The organism is Streptomyces sp. NPDC023838 (assembly GCF_040639555.1).
Lineage (GTDB): Bacteria > Actinomycetota > Actinomycetes > Streptomycetales > Streptomycetaceae > Streptomyces.
The window spans coordinates 1-19,326 of sequence record NZ_JBFAAD010000026.1 but is presented as its reverse complement, the minus strand read 5'-3'; the positions used below and the strand labels follow the sequence as shown (position 1 = coordinate 19,326).

16 protein-coding genes, 1 rRNA gene and 1 riboswitch are annotated in these 19,326 nt (G+C 70.4%); of the genes, 4 read left to right on the top strand and 13 right to left on the bottom strand.

What is annotated here, in order from left to right; translation table 11 throughout:
* Nucleotides 1-158 precede the first annotated feature (158 nt).
* Nucleotides 159-1,943: a substrate-binding domain-containing protein gene (locus tag AB0G17_RS26730; RefSeq protein WP_361387894.1), complete on the top strand. Its 1,785-nt coding sequence runs from the start codon at nucleotides 159-161 to the stop codon at nucleotides 1,941-1,943.
* A 25-nt stretch (nucleotides 1,944-1,968) separates the two neighbouring features.
* Here the strand turns inward: AB0G17_RS26730 and AB0G17_RS26725 are convergent, their stop codons facing one another.
* On the bottom strand, nucleotides 1,969-3,477 hold the full coding sequence (locus AB0G17_RS26725; protein WP_361387891.1) for a glutamate--cysteine ligase: 1,509 nt from the start codon (nucleotides 3,475-3,477) through the stop codon (nucleotides 1,969-1,971).
* A 491-nt stretch (nucleotides 3,478-3,968) separates the two neighbouring features.
* Here AB0G17_RS26725 and AB0G17_RS26720 point away from each other — a divergent pair, with 491 nt between their 5' ends.
* Nucleotides 3,969-4,556, top strand: coding sequence for a hypothetical protein (locus tag AB0G17_RS26720; protein ID WP_361387888.1), 588 nt, complete (start codon nucleotides 3,969-3,971; stop codon nucleotides 4,554-4,556).
* 351 nt (nucleotides 4,557-4,907) lie between these two features.
* Entirely contained in the window at nucleotides 4,908-5,114 is a 207-nt protein-coding gene (locus tag AB0G17_RS26715) for a DUF5999 family protein (RefSeq protein WP_067155431.1), read from the top strand.
* 125 nt (nucleotides 5,115-5,239) lie between these two features.
* Here AB0G17_RS26715 and gcvP read toward each other — a convergent pair whose 3' ends face one another.
* Entirely contained in the window at nucleotides 5,240-8,125 is a 2,886-nt protein-coding gene (gene gcvP, locus AB0G17_RS26710; protein ID WP_361387885.1) for an aminomethyl-transferring glycine dehydrogenase, read from the bottom strand.
* 195 nt (nucleotides 8,126-8,320) lie between these two features.
* A riboswitch (glycine riboswitch) is annotated at nucleotides 8,321-8,418 on the bottom strand.
* A gap of 112 nt (nucleotides 8,419-8,530) precedes the next feature.
* Here gcvP and AB0G17_RS26705 point away from each other — a divergent pair.
* Nucleotides 8,531-8,914 carry a PRC-barrel domain-containing protein gene (locus AB0G17_RS26705; protein WP_361387882.1) on the top strand — a complete coding sequence of 128 codons (384 nt, stop codon included), beginning with the start codon at nucleotides 8,531-8,533 and terminating at the stop codon, nucleotides 8,912-8,914.
* On the opposite strand, the gene AB0G17_RS26700 is transcribed toward AB0G17_RS26705, so the two are convergent.
* The 11 genes from AB0G17_RS26700 to rrf form a co-directional block, all read right to left on the bottom strand.
* The gene (locus AB0G17_RS26700; RefSeq protein WP_361387879.1) at nucleotides 8,824-10,329 is read right to left on the bottom strand and encodes a DNA polymerase IV; all 1,506 of its coding nucleotides are present in this window, start codon (nucleotides 10,327-10,329) and stop codon (nucleotides 8,824-8,826) included. The two genes, AB0G17_RS26705 and AB0G17_RS26700, sit on opposite strands and share 91 nt — an antisense overlap.
* A gap of 55 nt (nucleotides 10,330-10,384) precedes the next feature.
* Entirely contained in the window at nucleotides 10,385-11,014 is a 630-nt protein-coding gene (locus AB0G17_RS26695; protein WP_361387876.1) for a MerR family transcriptional regulator, read from the bottom strand.
* A 184-nt stretch (nucleotides 11,015-11,198) separates the two neighbouring features.
* Nucleotides 11,199-11,672, bottom strand: coding sequence for a bifunctional nuclease family protein (locus AB0G17_RS26690; RefSeq protein WP_006123076.1), 474 nt, complete (start codon nucleotides 11,670-11,672; stop codon nucleotides 11,199-11,201).
* Nucleotides 11,673-11,725: 53 nt separating this feature from the next.
* Nucleotides 11,726-12,469 (bottom strand): MerR family transcriptional regulator, encoded by a 744-nt coding sequence (locus AB0G17_RS26685; protein ID WP_361387873.1) that lies wholly within the window; start codon nucleotides 12,467-12,469, stop codon nucleotides 11,726-11,728.
* Nucleotides 12,470-12,525: 56 nt separating this feature from the next.
* Complete coding sequence (locus AB0G17_RS26680; RefSeq protein ID WP_361388167.1) at nucleotides 12,526-13,464, bottom strand: FHA domain-containing protein; 939 nt, start codon at nucleotides 13,462-13,464, stop codon at nucleotides 12,526-12,528.
* Nucleotides 13,465-13,546: 82 nt separating this feature from the next.
* Nucleotides 13,547-14,485, bottom strand: coding sequence for a DUF881 domain-containing protein (locus AB0G17_RS26675; protein WP_361387870.1), 939 nt, complete (start codon nucleotides 14,483-14,485; stop codon nucleotides 13,547-13,549).
* 5 nt (nucleotides 14,486-14,490) lie between these two features.
* On the bottom strand, nucleotides 14,491-14,823 hold the full coding sequence (locus AB0G17_RS26670) for a small basic family protein (RefSeq protein WP_003970459.1): 333 nt from the start codon (nucleotides 14,821-14,823) through the stop codon (nucleotides 14,491-14,493).
* Entirely contained in the window at nucleotides 14,820-15,752 is a 933-nt protein-coding gene (locus AB0G17_RS26665) for a DUF881 domain-containing protein (protein ID WP_361387867.1), read from the bottom strand. The genes AB0G17_RS26670 and AB0G17_RS26665 overlap by 4 nt, the downstream gene beginning before the upstream one ends.
* A gap of 87 nt (nucleotides 15,753-15,839) precedes the next feature.
* Nucleotides 15,840-18,335, bottom strand: a complete 2,496-nt coding sequence (locus AB0G17_RS26660) for a mannose-1-phosphate guanyltransferase (protein ID WP_361387865.1) — start codon at nucleotides 18,333-18,335, stop codon at nucleotides 15,840-15,842.
* A gap of 110 nt (nucleotides 18,336-18,445) precedes the next feature.
* Entirely contained in the window at nucleotides 18,446-19,054 is a 609-nt protein-coding gene (locus AB0G17_RS26655; protein ID WP_361387862.1) for a CDP-alcohol phosphatidyltransferase family protein, read from the bottom strand.
* Between the two features lie 193 nt (nucleotides 19,055-19,247).
* Nucleotides 19,248-19,326 (bottom strand): 5S ribosomal RNA (gene rrf, locus AB0G17_RS26650); the annotation flags it as partial.

Sequence of the window (19,326 nt, the reverse complement as noted above, 5' to 3'; positions counted from 1 at the left end):
CCTCCAGTTGACCGAACCCGTCCCAGGCCCCCCACCGCACCGCTAGGGTCTCGAATGAAAGTACGAAGATCGCGCGCGACAGGCCGGGGGGCGAGCGCCATTTCCATGGTGCGGTCCCCCTTTTTCCTTGTTCAGGATTCAAGGAGGGCACCACCGCCATGGGACGTCACAGCTTGCCCGACGAGCACGCGACCGAGGGAACCCGGGCCCGTCCGGCCGCCGCCCGCCGTCGTACGGTCGCCGTCGCCACCCTGCTCGTCCTCGTCGTGGCGGGCGGCGCGGCCGTGGCCGCCGGCAGCGGACTGCTCTCCTTCGGCGACTCCTGCCGGGACTCCGCGGTACGGCTGGATCTCGTCGCCTCCCCCGATGTCGCTCCGGCCGTCCGCTCCGTCGCCGAGCGGGCCCGCGCCGAGAAGGTCACCTCCGACGGCTCCTGCATCGACGTCCGGGTCACCGCCCGCGAGTCGTACAAAGTGGCCGACGCGCTCGGCGCGGGCCGCGACCCCGACTTCGCGGTGTGGATACCGGACTCCGCGCTGTGGGTGGACCGCGCCAAGGAGGGCGGCGAGAGCGTCCCGGTCGCCACGGCGGGCCACATCGCCGCCTCGCCGGTCGCGCTCGCGCTGGTGGCGCCCGCCGCGAAGTCCCTGGGCTGGCCGTCCAGGACGTACACCTGGGCCGAACTCGCCGCGGCCGCCACCCGCTCGGACGCGCTGCGCCTGGGCGCGGCCGACCCGGCCCGCTCGGCCGTCGGCCTCCTCGCGCTGAGCGGCATCGGGCGCTCCACGGCCCGCCAGGGCGCGGACGGCGACACCAGGGCGGCGGCCCTGGCCAAGGTGCTCTCCCAGCGCACCTCCGACACCGACGCCCAGGTCGTGGACACCCTCGCCCGGGACGGCTCGGGCGGCGAGAGCGGCAACCCGCGCCGCAACCAGGCCGTCGTCCTCTCCGAGCAGGCGGCGTACGCGTACAACACCGGCCGGGGCGGGGGGCAGGGGCTCGACCTCTTCTACCCGAAGGACGGGGCGCCGCTGCTCGACTACCCGTACACGATCGTCCGCGAGAACCGGCTGAGCACCGACCGCAGCCGCGCCGCGATGCGGTTCCTGACGCTCCTCGGCGAGCCGGAGTCCCGGCGGACCCTCACCAGGAGCGGCTTCCGCACGCCCGGCGAGGCGGTGGACGAGACGGTCGTGAAGAAGGCGGGCGCCACCGCTCCGCAGCCCTACGCCACGTCCACCGCCGAGGCCCCCTCCGCCAAAGAGCTCCAGGAGGCCCTCGGGATGTGGACGATCGTCGTGCAGAGCGCCCGGCTCACCACCGTCGTGGACGCCTCGGGGTCGATGGCCGCGCCCGTGCCCGGCGCGGGCGGCCGGTCGCGGATGGACGTCACCAAGGCCTCACTGCTCCAGGCCCTCGCGCAGTTCACGCCCGAGGACGAGATCGGTCTGTGGGACTTCGCCACCCGCCTCGACGGCTCGCGCGACTACCGCGAGCTGGTGCCGGCCGCCCGCCTCGGCGACCCGGTCAAGGGCGGCCGCACCCAGCGCGACCGGCTGGCCGCGGCCTTCGGCGCGCTCCAGCCGGTGCCGGACGGGGCGACGGGTCTGTACGACACGACGCTCGCCGCGTACAAGCAGGCCACCGCGGGCTACCGGCAGGGCAAGTTCAACGCGCTGGTCATCCTCACCGACGGCGCCAACGAGGACCCCGGCAGCATCTCGCGCGCCGAGCTCATCACCCAGCTCCAGAAGCTTGCCAACCCGGCGAAGCCGGTGCCGATGATCGCCATCGCGGTCGGCCCGGACGCGGACGGCGCGTCGGTCAAGGAGATCGCCCGGGCCACCGGCGGCGCGGGTTACCAGGTCACCGACCCGGCCGAGATCCAGGCGGTGATCCTGAAGGCCATCATGACGGTGGGCCGGGGCGGCGGGACGGGCTGACGCGCCCGCCCGCCCCTCGCACTCCTCACCCCCGTGCCGGGAAGCCCAGCGGCCAGGTGTGGACCGGCTCGCCCCCGTGCGTCAGATCTCGGTAGCGGCGCGTGGTGGCCGCCAGCGCCGCCTCGCGGGTCAGACCGGCGTCGAGGGCGCGGTGGTACGTGTCGACCTGCCAGGAGGCCCCGTTCACGCGGCGCCGGCAGCGTTCCTCGATGACGCCGAGGTAGTGGTCCCGGTCGGCCGGCTCCACTCCCCACGCGTCGAGCCCGGCGTACGCGAGCGGCAGCAGCTCGTCCCGGACCAGCTTGACGGCCGGTACGCGCGCGACGCCGCCCGCCCGGCGCGGCACCGGCCACAGCAGCTCGGCGTCGATGCCCTGGCGGCAGGCCGTCTCGAAGTTGGCGGCGGCCACCGCGAACGGCATCCGGGTCCACACCGGCCTGCTGTCCTCGGCCAGGGAGCGCACCAGACCGTAGTAGAAGGCCGCGTTGGCGATGACATCGGTGATGGTGGGCCCGGCCGGCAGCACCCGGTTCTCCACCCGCAGATGCGGCACGCCGTCCGCGATCCCGTACACCGGGCGGTTCCAGCGGTAGATCGTCCCGTTGTGCAGGACGAGCTCCTGGAGTGTGGGCACCCCGCCCGCGGACAGCACCGCCAGCGGCTCCTCCTCGTCGCAGATGGGCAGCAGCGGCGGGAAGTAGCGCAGGTTCTCCTCGAACAGCTCGTACGCGGAGGCCACCCAGCGCTCACCGAACCAGGTGCGCGGGCGCACGCCCTGGGCGCGCAGCTCCGCCGGCCGGGTGTCGGTGGCCTGCTCGAAGAGCGGCGGCCGCGACTCGCGCCACAGCTCCCGGCCGAAGAGGAAGGGCGCGTTGGCCCCCACCGCGATCTGCACGGCGGCGATGGCCTGCGCCGCGTTCCACACGGCCGCGAACCGGGCCGGGGTGACCTGGAGGTGCAGCTGCACGGAGGTGCAGGCGGCTTCCGGAGTAATGGAACCGGAGGTGCAGACGAGGCGTTCGACGCCCTCGATGTCGAGCGTGAAATCCTCGCCGCGGGCCGCCACGATCTGATCGTTGAGCAGCACATAGCGGTCGGCACGGGAAAGGTTCGCGGAGACGAGGTCCTGCTGGCTGATCGTCGGGAGAATTCCGATCATCAGGATCCCGGCACCGACCTCGCCCGCTTTGCGCTCGGCGTACCCGAGACCGGTCCGCAGCTCCTCGGAGAGCTGATCGAAAACCCGGCCGCCGAGCCGGTGCGGGGCAATGTTCACTTCGAGATTGAACATCCCGAGTTCGGTCTGGAAATCCTTGCTCGCAATCCGCTCGAGAACCTCCCCGTTCATCATGCGCGGCATACCGTCGGGCCCCACGAGATTCAGCTCGATCTCCACGCCCATCAGATTCCTCGGGCGATCGAACCTCCGTTCGGTCAGGAGTCGCCCCAGCCCCTCCAGGCACTGCTGGAGCTTCTGCCGGTACGCGTGCCGATCGGACAGGTCGAACTCGCCCGCCACGACCTTCTCACCCATCGAAGCGTCCCTCCTCGAATGGGCAGCCGGCCCGGCCGGCCGCGTGCGTCACGATCGATAATGCCCAGGCTGGCTGATCTCTAACGCCCCATGGAAGGCGGCTGGGTAGTAAGCTGGTACGAACCGGCCTCGGGCACATGCATTCGGCATACAGCAACTTGCGGATACCACGCCTTCGGGAATCGTGAAAAACACCGACGGGTTTCGGCCTACCGCCATCGGCGGACCTTTGCAGGCCAGTCGGGTACCCTGTTCCGCGAATCGGGATGTATGCCGCACCACAAGGACCGGAATCCGACTTGCCCGCAATACTGACGACAGCTAGCTGAAACACGCCCTGAACACGTGTCGTATAAACTTCGCTGACGAGGCAGAGAGTTGGCGCCCCGGCCACTGTTCCCCCGGCCCCCCTCTGACCCCGTATCACCGCAGACAGCGCCGTCCGCAACGCCCACGCACCAACGTGTCTCCGAAGTGAGAGGCGACCCACCATGCCGCTGCATGTTCCCCCGGCCCCCGCGCCAGCCCTGCGCAGCGTCCTCGCGGCACTCGGTTCCCCCACCGCCGTCCGCGCGGCGCGCACTCCCGCCCTGCGATCCGCACAGGGCCCGCTGACCCCCGAACTCCCGCTCCCCGTCCATGTGCTGGACCGGATCACCCCGAGCGCCCGCGCCCCGCGCAGCCGCCTGGCCGGCTGGCGCTTCCTCATCAGCGACGGCGAGGGCGTGGTCGCGGCCGCGGACACCATGCTCACCCCGGACGGCTGGGCCTTCTCGCACTTCTTCGAGGGCCCCTACCTCGCCTCGACCCAGCGCGCCCTGCGCCAGGCGGAGGCGCTCACCATGGACTTCGAGCCCCGGCTGCTCTCGGTGCCGGAGCTGTACATGCTCACGCTGTGGCTGCGGCGCGACACCACGGCGGACCCCGCCTCCGGCGCCCTGGACCCGGCCGACCTGCTGGTGCCGCTGGCGCCCGCCCCGCCCGGCATCTGCGCCCACCGCCCGCACCGGGTCTCCGAGCTGCTGCCGGTGATGACGCTGCGGCTCACCCCCGCACCCCTGCTGAGCCAGCCCGTCTGACGTCCCGGCCACCCGGCTGGACGCCGCCCGCCCGGAAGAACCAGCCCGGAGCGCCCCGGAGCCCCTTCGCCCCGGGGCGCTGTGCTGTGCGCCGGTGCGCGCGTCCTCCGTACGGGCTAGTCCGTAACGGTCACCACGAACCACCCGAAGAGGCAGGGCAGTTGAGTTGAACCGGCCGCACGAGTGATGCGTCAATATGCAGTAGGAAGTGGTGCCGCGAAATCCCTGCGGATTGACGCCCGTAGGGCAACACTGGGAGCGGACCGACCGACTTACCAACGGGGGGCGGCCATGAACACCGCATCGAGCCGCAGGACACTCACTACTACGACGCAGCGAAAGAACGCATCCATGTGCCAGCACCAGCCAGCCTGCCCGACAGCCGACTCCGCCGACCGGGAGGCCGCGCAGCTCGTGGCGCACCACCCGGAGCAGGGCTGGAGCCTGCTGTGCAACGGCGTCCTCATCTTCGAGGACACCGGTGAGCTGCTGCCGGACGGGCGGATCATCGCCCCGCACCGGGCGCTGACAGCCGGACAGGTGGCGAAGGCCGCCTAGCGCGGCCGCCGGCACGGAGACAACCGCACAGCACCGCACGACAAGGGGCCGGCCCGGGGAGAAACCCCGCACCGGCCCCGATGTATGTGAGCCGTGGACGGCTCTACATCAATGGTCGTACGCGATCAGTTGTCGTACTCGTCCAGCGGCGGGCAGGAGCAGACCAGGTTGCGGTCGCCGAAGGCACCGTCGATGCGGCGCACCGGCGGCCAGTACTTGTCTGCGGCCGAGACGCCGGCCGGGAAGACCGCCTCCTCGCGGCTATACGCGTGGTTCCACTCGCCGCCGAGCGCGGCGGCGGTGTGCGGGGCGTTGGCGAGCGGGTTGTCGTCGGCGGGCCACTCGCCCGAGGCGACCTTCTCGATCTCGGCACGGATCGCGATCATCGTCTCGCAGAACCGGTCGATCTCGTTCAGGTCCTCGCTCTCGGTCGGCTCGATCATCAGCGTACCGGCCACCGGGAACGACATCGTGGGCGCGTGGAAGCCGTAGTCGATCAGACGCTTGGCGATGTCGTCGACGCTGACGCCGGTCGCCTTGGACAGCGGCCGCAGGTCCACGATGCACTCGTGGGCGACCAGGCCGTTGGGGCCGGTGTAGAGCACCGGGTAGTGCGGCTCCAGGCGCTTGGCGATGTAGTTGGCCGCGAGCACCGCGACCTGCGTCGCCCGCTTGAGGCCCTCGCCGCCCATCAGACGTACGTACGCCCACGAGATCGGCAGGATGCCCGCCGAGCCCCACGGGGCGGCCGAGATCGGGCCGACGCCCGTCTCGGGACCGGCCGTCGGCTGGAGCGGGTGGTTGGGCAGGTACGGCGCGAGGTGCGCGCGCACACCGACCGGGCCGACGCCGGGGCCGCCGCCGCCGTGCGGGATGCAGAACGTCTTGTGCAGGTTGAGGTGCGAGACGTCGCCGCCGAACTTGCCCGGCTTGGCGAGACCCACCAGCGCGTTGAGGTTGGCGCCGTCGACGTAGACCTGGCCGCCCGCGTCGTGCACCTCGCCGCAGATGTCCGCGACGTGCTCCTCGAAGACGCCGTGCGTGGACGGGTAGGTGATCATCAGCACCGAGAGCTCGTCGCGGTACTGCTCGATCTTGGCGCGCAGGTCGGCGATGTCGACCTCGCCGTCGTCGGCGGTCCTCACCACGACGACCTTCATGCCGGCCATCACGGCGCTGGCGGCGTTGGTGCCGTGCGCGGAGGACGGGATGAGGCAGACCGTGCGCTGCTCGTCGCCGTTGGCCCGGTGGTAGGCGCGGACCGCGAGCAGACCCGCGAGCTCGCCCTGGGACCCGGCGTTGGGCTGGATGGACACCGCGTCGTACCCGGTGACCTCCGCGAGGCGCTCCTCCAGCTCGTGGATGAGCGTGAGGTAGCCGCCGGCCTGCTCGGCCGGCGCGAAGGGGTGCATCTGGCCGAACTCGGGCCAGGTGACCGGCTCCATCTCGGTCGTCGCGTTCAGTTTCATGGTGCAGGAGCCGAGCGGGATCATGCCGCGGTCCAGCGCGTAGTCACGGTCGGCGAGCTTGCGCAGGTAGCGCAGCATCGCGGTCTCGGAGCGGTGCTGGTGGAAGACCGGGTGGGTGAGGAAGGCGTCGCCGCGCAGCAGCGCCGACGGCAGCGTGTCGGCGGCCGTGGCGTCCAGCGCCTCGATGTCGCCCTCGGCGCCGAAGGCGGCCCAGACGGCGGCGACGCGGTCGCGATCGGTGGTCTCGTCGCAGGCGATCGAGACGGTGTCGGCGTCGACCAGGTGCAGGTTGACCCCGCCGTCCCGGGCGGCGGCGACGGCCTCGGCGGCCTTGCCGGGCACGCGCACGGTCAGCGTGTCGAAGTACGAACCGTGCACGACCTCCACACCGGCGGCGCGCAGGCCCTCGGCGAGGATCACCGCGTAGCGGTGGGTGCGGCGGGCGATCTGCCGCAGGCCGTCCGGGCCGTGGTAGACCGCGTACATCCCGGCCATGACGGCGAGCAGGACCTGCGCCGTACAGATGTTGCTGGTGGCCTTCTCGCGGCGGATGTGCTGCTCGCGGGTCTGCAGCGCCAGGCGGTACGCCTTGTTGCCGTCGGCGTCGACGGAGACGCCGACGAGGCGGCCGGGCAGGCTGCGGGCGAACTTCTCCTGGACCGCCATGTAGCCGGCGTGCGGGCCGCCGAAGCCCATCGGGACGCCGAAACGCTGGGTGGTGCCGACCGCGATGTCCGCGCCGAGCTCGCCGGGCGAGGTCAGCAGGGTCAGGGCGAGCAGGTCGGCGGCGACCGTGACGATCGCGCCCAGCTCGTGGGCCTCGTCGATGACCGGCTTGAGGTCGCGGACCTCGCCGGAGGCGCCCGGGTACTGGAGCAGCACGCCGAACACACCGCGTTCGGCCACCTCGGCCGGGATGCCGCGGCTCAGGTCGGCGACGACGACCTCGACACCGGTCGGCTCGGCGCGCGTCTCTATGACGGCGACGGTCTGCGGCAGGGTGTCCGCGTCGACGAGGAAGACCCCGCCCTTGACCTTGCCGACCCGGCGCGAGAGCGCGAGCGCCTCGGCGGCCGCGGTGCCCTCGTCGAGCAGGGAGGCGCCCGAGGTGGGCAGCCCGGTGAGGTCGGCGACGACGGTCTGGAAGTTGAGCAGCGCCTCCAGGCGGCCCTGCGAGATCTCCGGCTGGTACGGCGTGTACGCGGTGTACCAGGCCGGGTTCTCCATGACGTTGCGCAGGATCACCGGCGGCGTGAACGTGCCGTAGTAGCCCAGACCGATCATCGGGGCCAGCACCTTGTTGCGGTCGGCGAGGGAGCGCAGCTCGGCCAGGACCTCGGCCTCGGTGCGGGCGCCGGGCAGACCCAGCGCCTCGGCGCTCTTGATCACGTCCGGCACCGCGGCGGCGGTCAGCTCGTCGAGCGAGCCGTAGCCCACCTGCGCGAGCATCTTCGCCTGGGCCTCGGCATCGGGCCCGATGTGACGCTGCTCGAAGGGGATGCCACGCTCGAGCTCGGTGAGCGGCATGCGGTTGGCGGTCATTACGGAGGCCTCCTGGTCTGCACGACCTGCGAGGGGCACCACGGCGCGGGTACCCGGACGGCCTCCCCCTCTGTCATCTCAACCTGAGAGCTTCACCGGGGCGCGTGGGGGCGTCCCGGCTTTCACCGTCGGTGAGGAAAGGGTGCGCGCACAGGCGTATGCCCGCACGTCCCCCGTCCTGCTTTCCAGAGTGACCTCGTCCGCGCGGTACGTGGGCCTGAGAGATTCCGGGGAGGATTTGCTCCTTCGGCGCCTCCGGACTTCTTTCCGGAGGACTCTCCCGCGCGGGGTCAGCAGCCATGGCCAGGGTACCAGCGCGCCATGGGGCTGATCCTTCGAGTGGCCGACGCCCGCGATGTGCACTTTCGTAGTGCTTACGAGCAGTTGCGACCAGTTGGAGGGACCGTGCAGACCGATATCGATCCGCGCAGCCTGATCGGCCGCAAGGCGTTCGACCGCAACGGCAACAAGATCGGGACGGTGGACGAGGTCTACCTCGACGACGCCACCGGAGTACCCGAGTGGGCCGCCGTACGCACCGGCCTGTTCAGCCGGGACGCCTTCGTCCCGCTGGAGCCCAGCACCCTCGTCGACGACGCCCTGCACATTCCCTACGACCGGGCGCTGATCAAGGACGCTCCCGACTTCGGTGTCGGCCGCCATCTCTCCCCCGAACAGGAGCTGCAGCTCTACCACCACTACGGTCTGGACATCGCCGCCCCCGATCCGCTCCCCGGCACCGACCGGGACTTCGGCCGGCTGGCGGGCGAGGAGGACGACGAGGCCTGACCCTCCGCGTCTCCCGTCCCCCGGTCACCCGTCCCCGCGGCCGCGGGTGCCGACGGCTCCTCGGCGGCCGCCACCAGCGGCAGCGGCTCGGACGGCTCCAGGTCGGGGTCGTCCACCCGGAACGTCCGCACCCGTCCGGGCACGGCCGACGTGGGCGTCTCGAACCGGATCGTCACCCGCCCCACCCCGCTGCCCTGGACCCAGCCGGGGCCGAACTCGCGGTGGTGCACGTCGTGCCCGGCCAGCCAGCGCCGCTCGGCCGGGTCCACCGCCTCCGCCTGCTCGGGGGCGGCCGGACCCGCCTCGTCCTCGGCGGCCGCCTCCTCGACCGCCCCCTGCTCACCGGCCGCCTGGGCGAAGAGGTCCTCCTGCGTGAAGTCCGCGAGGCCGCTGACCCCGACCCCCAGGAGGCGCACCCCGCCCGTCGTGTCGACGGAGTCGAGCAGACGGTGGGCCGCCTCGCGCACCACCGTCGGGTCGTCCGTGGGCCCCCTGAGCGTCTCCGACCGGGTCAGCGTCGAGAAGTCGTATCTGCGGACCTTCAGGACGATCGTGCGGCCCGAGTGGCCGGAGGCGCGCAGGCGCTGCACACAGCGGTCGGCGAGCCGCGCCACCTCGTTCATCACCCGCACCCGGTCGTGCAGATCCACGTCGAAGGTGTCCTCGACCGACACCGATTTGGTGTCCCGCTCGGCCACCACCGGACGGTCGTCGAGCCCCAGGGCCATCCGGTGCAGCGACGCCCCGTGTGCCTTGCCGAGGAGCCGTACGAGCTCGTCCTCGCCCGCCTCGGCCAGATCCGCCACCGTGGTCATCCCGGCGCGGCGCAGATGCTCCCCGGTCGCGGGCCCCACGCCCGGCAGCGTCCTGACCGGCATCGGGGCGAGCAGCTCCCGCTCGGTGCCGGGCTCTATGAGCAGCATCCCGTCCGGCTTCGCCTCCTCCGAGGCGATCTTCGCCAGCATCTTGGACCCCGCCAGCCCCACCGACCCCGTCAGACCCGTGACCGCGCGGATGTCCGCACGCAGCCGCAGACCTGCCTCACGGGCCGACTGGGCGTCCCACGCGACTCCCCCGGCTTCCAGGTCCACGAACGCCTCGTCGAGGCTCAGGGGCTCCACCAGAGGCGACAGCCGCCCCAGCAACTCCATCACCTGCTCGCTGATCGAACGGTAGAACCCGAAGCGCGGCACCAGATACGCGCCGTTGGGACACAGCCGTCTCGCCTGCGCCATCGGCATCGCGGAACGCGCGCCGAAGCGCCGTGCCTCGTACGACGCGGTGGCCACCACACCGCGCGGTCCGAGGCCGCCCACGATCACGGGTTTTCCGCGCAGACTGGGCTTCGACGCCTGCTCTGCGGCGGCGAAGAAGGCATCCATGTCCAGATGCAGAATGGTCGGCGCGGCTCTCACATCACCGATGCTGCCTCACGCCACTGACAATCGGCCCCCGGCGGCCCGGCGCACCTCAGACCGCGCGGTTGCGGCGCCGGGCGAGCTCGTCGGCGGGGTTGTGCCCGACCAGCGTCTCGCCGGTGTCGACGCGTTCTCCGTGCAGCTGGGACAGGGCCGCCTCGACGTCGCGCCACACCACACCGACGGCGATGCCGAAGACCCCCTGGCCGCCCTGGAGCAGGTCGACGACCTCGTCCGGCGAGGAGCACTCGTACACGGTGGCACCGTCGCTCATCAGCGTCATGCGCTCCAGATCGCGGAAGCCGCGCTCGCGCAGGTGCTGGACGGCGGTACGGATGTTCTGAAGGGCGACCCCGGTGTCCAGGAAACGCTTGACGATCTTGAGGACGACGACGTCCTTGAAGCTGTAGAGCCGCTGGGTGCCCGATCCGTACGCCGGACGCACACTGGGCTCGACCAGGCCGGTGCGCGCCCAGTAGTCGAGCTGCCGGTAGGTGATCCCCGCCGCCGCGCAGGCCGTCGGCCCCCGGTATCCGACGGTGTCGGTGCTGGTGTCGTCCGCACTGTCGTGAAGGGGGTGTCCACTGCTCGGGCTCGGCCGAGAGCCTGGGGGCGGGTACGGCCCGCTCTCCCCCGGACGTCCGGGGGCCTCCCCTGCCGTACTGTCGCCGCTGCTTCTCACGCCGACCCTCCGTCCTTGAACTGCCCTCACGACGGTAGGCAGTCACTCGGGGTGCGTCAACGATCGCCACACTCGGCACGCCGAGTGATAATCACCCTGAGAGTGGTTTCGCGTACCCCTCTTCGGGGAAAGGCTACTCGAATGCGCCGGAGCCGCCCGGTGTGCAGGCTCTCGGCGCAGCGGCTCACTGACTGTTGGTGCCGAAGTCCTCGGGCGAGATCTGGTCGAGGAACTCGCGGAACTTCTCCACCTCGTCCTCCTGCTCGTCCGGGATCGCGATCCCCGCGTCGTCGAGCACCCCGTCACTGCCGTAGATCGGCGTTCCGGTGCGCAGGGCGAGCGCTATGGCGTCCGATGGACGCGCGCTCACCTCGACACCACTGGCGAAGACCAGCTCCGCGTAGAAGACACCTTCGCGCAGGTCCGTGATGCGGACCTCGGTCAGCTCCTGACCCACGGCCTCCAGCACGTCCTTGAAAAGGTCGTGCGTCAGCGGCCGCGCCGGCGCCATCCCCTGCTGGGCGAAGGCGATCGCGGTCGCCTCCCCTGGACCGATCCAGATGGGGAGGTACCGATCGCCTCCCACTTCACGCAGGAGCACGATCGGTTGGTTGGAGGGCATTTCCACCCGGACACCCACGACGTCGAGCTCGTTCACACAGCAACCCTAGGACGTGCCCGGCAGGTTTGGGTAGTCGGGGACCCCCGAGGTCAGTGCAGCCGGACCCCGAGAGCGGTCTGGACCAGGGCAGCGTGGAGCCGCACGGTCAGCGCCGCGAGCTCCCTCACGGTCGCCTCCGCATGTGCCCTGGTCTGCGGGTTGCGGTGCAGCCGCAGGGGTGCGACCACCTGTTCGACCAGACCGGCCTCGCGGTCGGCCGCCGCCTTCATGGCGCGAAGATGACGTGGTTCCAGGCCGAATCGGCCCAGGTCCGCCACAAGACGCGCCACATTCACCGACTCCGCGTCGTAGCCGCCCCCGGGACCGGCCGAGATCAGCCCGTAGGACTCCCACTCGGTCAGCTCCTCCTCGGTGACCTCAGCGGCCACCAGAAGCTCCGTACGCCCCACACGGGACGCTGTGGGGCGGTCCGGGTCCCCCTCGCCCCCGCCGTCCGGAAGATCGCGTGCTCCGCCCGGAGCGGGCAGCGCGGGCTCCTCGCCCCGGCTCAGCGCGTCGAGGTGCTCGCGGATGACCTTCAGCGGCAGATAGTGATCCCGCTGCATCCGCAGCACCTGGGCGAGCCGCTCCACGTCCTCGGGGCTGAACTTGCGGTACCCCGACGGCGTGCGCCGGGGCTCCACCAGCCCCTCGGACTCCAGGAAGCGGATCTTGGAGATGGTGACTTCGGGGAACTCCTCGCGCAGCTGGTTGAGGACGGTGCCGATGCTCATCAGCCGGTCGCCCGCTGTGGCGGTGCCGTTTCCGGCACCGCCCGTCGGTGTGTGCAGCATGGGCCTTCCCTGGATGGATCTTCCCCTGAGGGGCCCCCGAACGGACTGGGAGAGGGTCAGCCGCGCTGGCTCGCGTAGAACACCAGCCGGTACTTCCCGATCTGCACCTCGTCGCCGTTGGACAGGTCGATCGAGTCGATCCGCTCCCGGTTCACATACGTGCCGTTGAGGCTACCGACGTCCGAGACGGTGAAACGGCCGTCCGGGCCCCGGCGGAACTCGACATGACGGCGCGACACGGTCACGTCGTCGAGGAAGATGTCGCTCTGCGGATGCCGGCCCGCCGTGGTCAGCTCGCCGTCCAGCAGGAAGCGGCTGCCCGAGTTCGGCCCGCGGCGCACCACCAGGAGGGCGGAGCCCAGCGGCAGCGCGTCGACCGCGGCCTGCGCCTCCGGCGACAGCGACGGCAGCGCCGTCTGGCCCGTCACCTCGGAGTCGTACGCCTCCAGGCCCGAGATCGAGATCGTCGACGTGGTCTCCGCGGCACGCTCAGGGACCGCGCCCGGGCGCAGCGGCGCGCCGCAGTTGGAGCAGAAACGGCTGGCCGCCGCATTGCTGTGCCCGCACCTCGTACACACCGGCATGGACGGATCCTCCTGCCCGGGCTGGACCGCGTGGGCGCTCGTCGCATACGGGTCGGGCGTAAACCCTCCACCCGTACTCGATGGTTCCCCGAAACCTATGCGGCCGGGACCGGCAGGGTCAACAGAAGACGCGCCCGGACCGCCCGGAATGTCGCCACCGGGGCGACCCACCTCGTCGCGGAACAGCGGGCGCTCGCCGCCCTGCTCCTCCGCCTGTCCACGGCCTCGGGCACGATGCCGGGCGGAGCCGCTGGCACCGTCCTCACGTGCGCTCTTGCCGAACAACTTCGCAAACAACTTCACGGGCGATTCCCCTTGACCGAAACAGACCCGCCCGTGGGGCAGGACGAACCCAGAATCAACACACCGGCCGACCCGGACATCCTCACAACGTCCGTATCCGCCAAACAGTTTCCACCACGCACCACGAGTTGGGTGCGCCGACCCCCCGCAAGCTCATGCCCTTGTGCGGTCGCTCGCATGCGGCCCCGCGTCACCGCGAGGACGACCGAGCGTAGTCAGGCCGCTTCGCAGGTCGCAAGGCATCCACGACGATCTTCTCGGAACGGACCACAGTGGCCGTGGCCTGCTCCTTCTCCAGAGTCTGCACCACGCCGCCGGGGATGTTGAGCGCGGGTTCGAGATCCTGTGGCTTTCCGATCACCTTGAAGACATACGGAGCGGTGACTTTCCGGCCGTCGACCTCGATGCCCCCGTCGGCGTCCGAGAAGTACGTGTTGGCGACTACCCGGACGTCATTGACCTGGATCGCCTCCGCGCCCGCGGCACGCAGCTCCTGGATGGTGTCGAGCAGTTTGTCCGCCTCGACCGCCTTCCTGGAGTCGGTGATGGTCAGCGTGATGCCGGGGCCCTGCGCCGCGACCGTACCGGCCAGGATGCCCAGCTGACGCTCCTTCTCCAGGGTCTGCTTACGCGCCTCCGCCGCCTGGTTCGAGCTGGTCTCCAGCTCGGTGCGCTGCCCTTCGAGACGCTGCTTCTCGTCCTCAAGACGCTTGGTACGGGAGTCGAGCTCGTCCAGGATGCGCACCAGGTCCTCCTGGCGGGCCCCGCGCAGCGCGCTGTTGTCGCTGGTGGATCGGACCTGGATGGCCAGGCCCAGACCGAGCACGAACAGCAGCAGGGCGACGATCAGTTGGGCCCGGGTCACCCGAGGCGGCCACACCCCGGCGGCCAGCCGCTGCCGGCCCGTCAACTGCGGACCGGACGGTTCCTGGGGCGCGGGGCCGGGCATCCCGGGCGTGTCGGCCCGAGGGGGCTCCGGAACGGAAGGGGTGCTTCCGGCGACGGGCCCGGGGGTGCGGTCGGCGGCCCCAGGGGCACGGTCGGCCGGTCCCGGGGCCCGGTCGGGGGCCCCATCGGCGGGTCCGGGGGTGTGCTCCGGGCCCTGCTCAGGCGTGTCTTCGCTGCTCATCGGCCTCACGCCCGGAAGACGTGCCGGCGGATGGCCGCGGCGTTGGAGAAGATCCGGATGCCGAGCACGACGACCACACCGGTCGACAGCTGCGCGCCCACGCCCAGCTTGTCACCGAGGAACACGATCAGCGCCGCCACGACGACGTTCGACAGGAAGGACACCACGAAGACCTTGTCCACGAAGATGCCGTCGAGCATGGCCCGCAGACCGCCGAAGACCGCGTCCAGCGCGGCGACGACGGCGATGGGCAGATACGGCTCGACCACCGCAGGCACCTCGGGCCGGACCAAAAGTCCGACCACGACTCCCACGACGAGGCCAAGTACGGCGATCACGATGTGCCTTTCCTTGTGGCGGCCGCGCCCCTGCCGGCGTCCGTGGCCTGCGGCTGTGCTGTACGTACGATCAGGCTCGGCGCGGCCGGCAGGCGCACCTCGCCCTGGTCCGAAATGCTGGAACGGATGCCGTAGTTCTCCTGGAGCACATGGAGATACTGACCGTCGGCGCTGTCCTGGAAGGCGGTGCTGAGCTTCTTCCCGTCCCCCACCGCGAGCACCGTGTACGGCGGCACCAGCGGCCTGTTGTCGACCAGTATGGCGTCGCCCGCCGCCCTGATCGCCGAAAGGGCGGTGAGCCGCTGCCCATTGATGGCGACGGCCTCGGCGCCGGACTGCCACAGACCGTTGACGACGCGCTGCATGTCCCGGTCGCGCACCCGCCCGGTGTCCGAGAAGCTGCTGTTCTCGCGCGGGTTGGCCCCGCCGCCCGTCTCGGTGTTCTTGGCGTCGTCGACGACCAGCTTCACCCCGGGGCCGTGCACCTCGGTCGCTCCCGACAGCAGCGCGACCAGTTCGCCCTGGTCGCCGCCGTGTTTCTCCAGCGCCTTGCGCTGACGGTCACCGACCTCGTCGCGCAGCGAGTCGACGTTCTTCTGGAGGTCGTCGGCGGCCTTGGTCTCCGCCTCCACGCGCCCGATCAGCTCCTGGCGCTCCTTGGCGACCACCGGCGCCGTTATCCGCGCCTGCGCGGCGCCGACCGTCACCACCACGGCGGCGAGCAGCAGACCGGCGGCCAGCGCGAGCTTCGCGCGCAGGTTACGGGGCATGCCCTCCTGGCCCTCGGCCTTGCGCCGGGCCGTCGCCTCCGCGTACCCGTCGTCGAGGGCGTGGTCCATCACATTGGTCAGCAGCGACATGGACGCGTCGGGGCGGGACGGCGGAGAAGGTGTGCTCCGAACGGGGGGCTGCTGCGACATGCCGCACATCGTCGCACGTCGGCGCCCCTGCCGCCGAATGGCCCCACCGGTGCGCCGGGCGGCGTCCCACGACCCCGCCCGGCGCCCCCGAATACCTCAGTGACCTGCGCTGTCCACGATCGCCGACCACTCGTCGAGCAGCGCCTGCGCGGAGGCGTCGTCGGGCCCCTCGGCCCACAGATGGGTGACCGCCTCGGCCGGGTCGGGCAGCACCATCACCCAGCGGCCGTCGGCCTCGACGACCCGTACCCCGTCGGTCGTGTCCACCGACCGGTCCCCGGCCGCCTCCACCACCCGCCGCATCACCATGCCCTTGACCGCCCATGGCGTCGCGAGGTCCCGCCGCAGCACATGAGCGCGTGGTATCCGCGAATCGATCTGACTGAGCGTGAGCTGCGTCCGCGCCACGAGCCCGATGAGCCGTACGAAGGCGGCCGCGCCGTCGAAGACGCTGCTGAACTCGGGAATGATGAACCCGCCGCGCCCGTCGCCACCGAAGATGGTCGACTCCTCGCGGCCCACGCGCGTCAGGTCGTCGGGCGACGTGGTCGTCCACTCCACCTGCGTACCGTGGTACGCGGCGACCTGCTCGGCGATACGGGTCGTGGTCACCGGCAGCGCCACCCGCCCGCTGCGCCGCTCGGCCGCCACGAGATCGAGCATCACCAGCAGCGCCCGGTCGTCCTCCACGATCCGCCCGCGCTCGTCGACCAGCGAGAGCTTCTCCCCGACCGGGTCGAACCGCACACCGAACGCGGCCCGCGCCGAGGCCACGATCTCACCGAGCCGAACGAGCCCGGCCCGCCGTCCGTCGGCCGTCTCGGTCGGCCGCGACTCGTCGAGCCCCGGGTTGATGGTGAGCGAGTCCACCTGGAGACGCCCGAGCAGACTGGGCAGGACCAGCCCCGCACTGCCGTTGGACGCGTCGACCACGACCTTCAGGCCGGCCTCCGCGACCCCCGTCGTATCGACCTTGCGCAGCAGCGACCCGGTGTACGAGTCGAAGACGCTGCTCGGGAACTGCAGGTCCCCGATCTCGCCGGGGAACGCCCGCCGGTACTCCTGACGTGCGTACACCCGGTCCAGTTTGCGCTGCCCGGCCTGCGAGAGGTCCGCTCCCCGCTCGTCGAAGAACATGATGTCCACGGAGTCCGGCACACCCAGCGAGGTCCGGATCATGATCCCGCCGGCGCTGCCCCGCGCGGTCTGCTGTCTGGCCACCGGCAGCGGTACGTTCTCCAGGTCCCGTACGTCGATGGCGCTGGCCTGAAGTGCCGAGATCACCGCCCGCTTCAGGGCGCGCGCACCGCGCGAGTGATCACGGGCCGTGGTGACGGTCGCGCCCTTCTTCAGGGTCGTCGCGTACGCACCGGCCAGCCGCACCGCGAGCTCCGGGGTGATCTCCACATTGAGGATGCCGGAGACACCGCGCGCCCCGAAGAGGTGGGCCTGGCCGCGCGACTCCCAGATCACCGAGGTGTTGACGAACGCGCCCGCCTCGATGGTCTTGAACGGATAGACCCGGACATTGCCCTGAATGATCGATTCCTCACCGACCAGGCACTCGTCGCCGATGACAGCGCCGTCCTCGATCCGTGCCGCCCGCATGATGTCGGTGTTCCTGCCGATCACACAGCCGCGCAGATTGCTGTGCTGCCCGATGTAGACGTTGTCGTGGACGACGGCCTTGTGCAGGAAGGCCCCGGTCTTGACGACGACGTTGGACCCGATGACCGTGTGCTCGCGGATCTCCACGCCGGCTTCGACCTTGGCGTAGTCACCGATGTAGAGCGGGCCGCGCAGCACCGCGTCCGGATGGACCTCGGCGCCCTCCGCGACCCAGACACCGGGCGAGATCTCGAAGCCGTCGATGTCGACGTCGACCTTGCCTTCGAGCACGTCGGCCTGCGCCTTCACATAGCTCTCGTGCGTGCCGACGTCCTCCCAGTAGCCCTCCGCGACATAGCCGTAGATGGGCTTGCCCTCCTTCATCAGCTGAGGGAAGACATCACCGGACCAGTCGACGGACACATCGGCGTCGACGTAGTCAAAAACCTCCGGCTCCATCACATAGATTCCGGTGTTCACCGTGTCCGAGAAGACCTGGCCCCAGGTCGGCTTCTCCAGGAAGCGCTCGACCTTTCCCTCTTCGTCGACGATGGTGATGCCGAATTCCAGTGGGTTGGGCACCCGGGTCAGGCACACCGTGACCAGTGCGCCCTTCTCCTTGTGGAAGTTGATGAGATCAGTCAGATCGAAGTCGGTGAGGGCGTCACCCGAGATGACGAGGAAGGCATCGTCCTTCAGGGCCTCCTCGGCGTTCTTGACGCTGCCCGCGGTACCGAGGGGCTTCTCCTCATTGGCATAGGTGAGCTCCATCCCGAGCTCCTCGCCGTCGCCGAAGTAGTTCCTGACCAGCGAGGCCAGGAACTGCACGGTTACGACGGTCTCATTGAGCCCATGCCGCTTGAGCAGCCGCAGCACATGCTCCATGATCGGCCGGTTTACCACCGGCAGGAGCGGCTTGGGCATGCTCGAGGTCATGGGGCGAAGGCGTGTTCCTTCGCCACCGGCCATCACGACGGCCTTCATGTCGGAAGCGTCCTCCTTGACGAGACGACGGTCTAGCCGACTGCACCCGTCCGGGTGGGCCCCCTGGCATCAAGCGCGGACCCCTCTGCTCCGAAGGACCGCCGACGAGCTCAATCGGCCGCTGAGTCCGCCTTGACCAGCCGGCGGACCTGAACCACATACAGGATCCCTGCCCACCAATACAGAGTTGTACCCCATCCGGCGAACGCCCATCCGAAAATCGCCGCCAGATCGGCGAGCCATCCGCTTCCGTCACTCAGCAGCAGCAGCGGGAAGGCGTACATAAGGTTGAACGTGGCAGCCTTCCCCAGGAAGTTCACCTGCGGCGGCGGATAGCCGTGCCTGCGGAGGATTCCCACCATCACCAGAAGCATCAGCTCCCGGGCCAAAAGGGCAGCGGTCAGCCAAAACGGCAGGATCTCCCGCCAGGTGAGACCGACGAGTGTGGAAAGGATGTACAGCCGGTCGGCCGCCGGGTCGAGCAGCCGGCCGAGACTGCTGATCTGGTTCCAGCGCCGGGCGAGCTTCCCGTCCAGGTAGTCACTGACACCGCTGAGCGCCAGTACGAGCAATGCCCAGCCATCGCTCTTGGGCCCGCCGAACTCGGGTCGGAGGATCAGCCACAGGAACACGGGTACGCCGATGAGACGCGCCATGCTGAGGATGTTGGGGATGGTGAGCACCCGGTCCGTCTGAACGCGAGTCTCCTGGACCTCCACCCGGGGGCCTCCTGTGAACGTGCCAACGATGCCCCCTGACCCTACCGGCAGCGGGGAGCGACGAGTGCACAGGGGTACGGAGGGTTCTACAGCTCAACGGCTTTAGGGCTCTACGGCTCTACGGGAAAGGTCCTGAACGCAAAAATGCCTCAACCCCCGGCCCAAAAGGGCACGGGAGTTGAGGCTAAAATTTGTTCGGCGGCGTCCTACTCTCCCACAGGGTCCCCCCTGCAGTACCATCGGCGCTGAAAGGCTTAGCTTCCGGGTTCGGA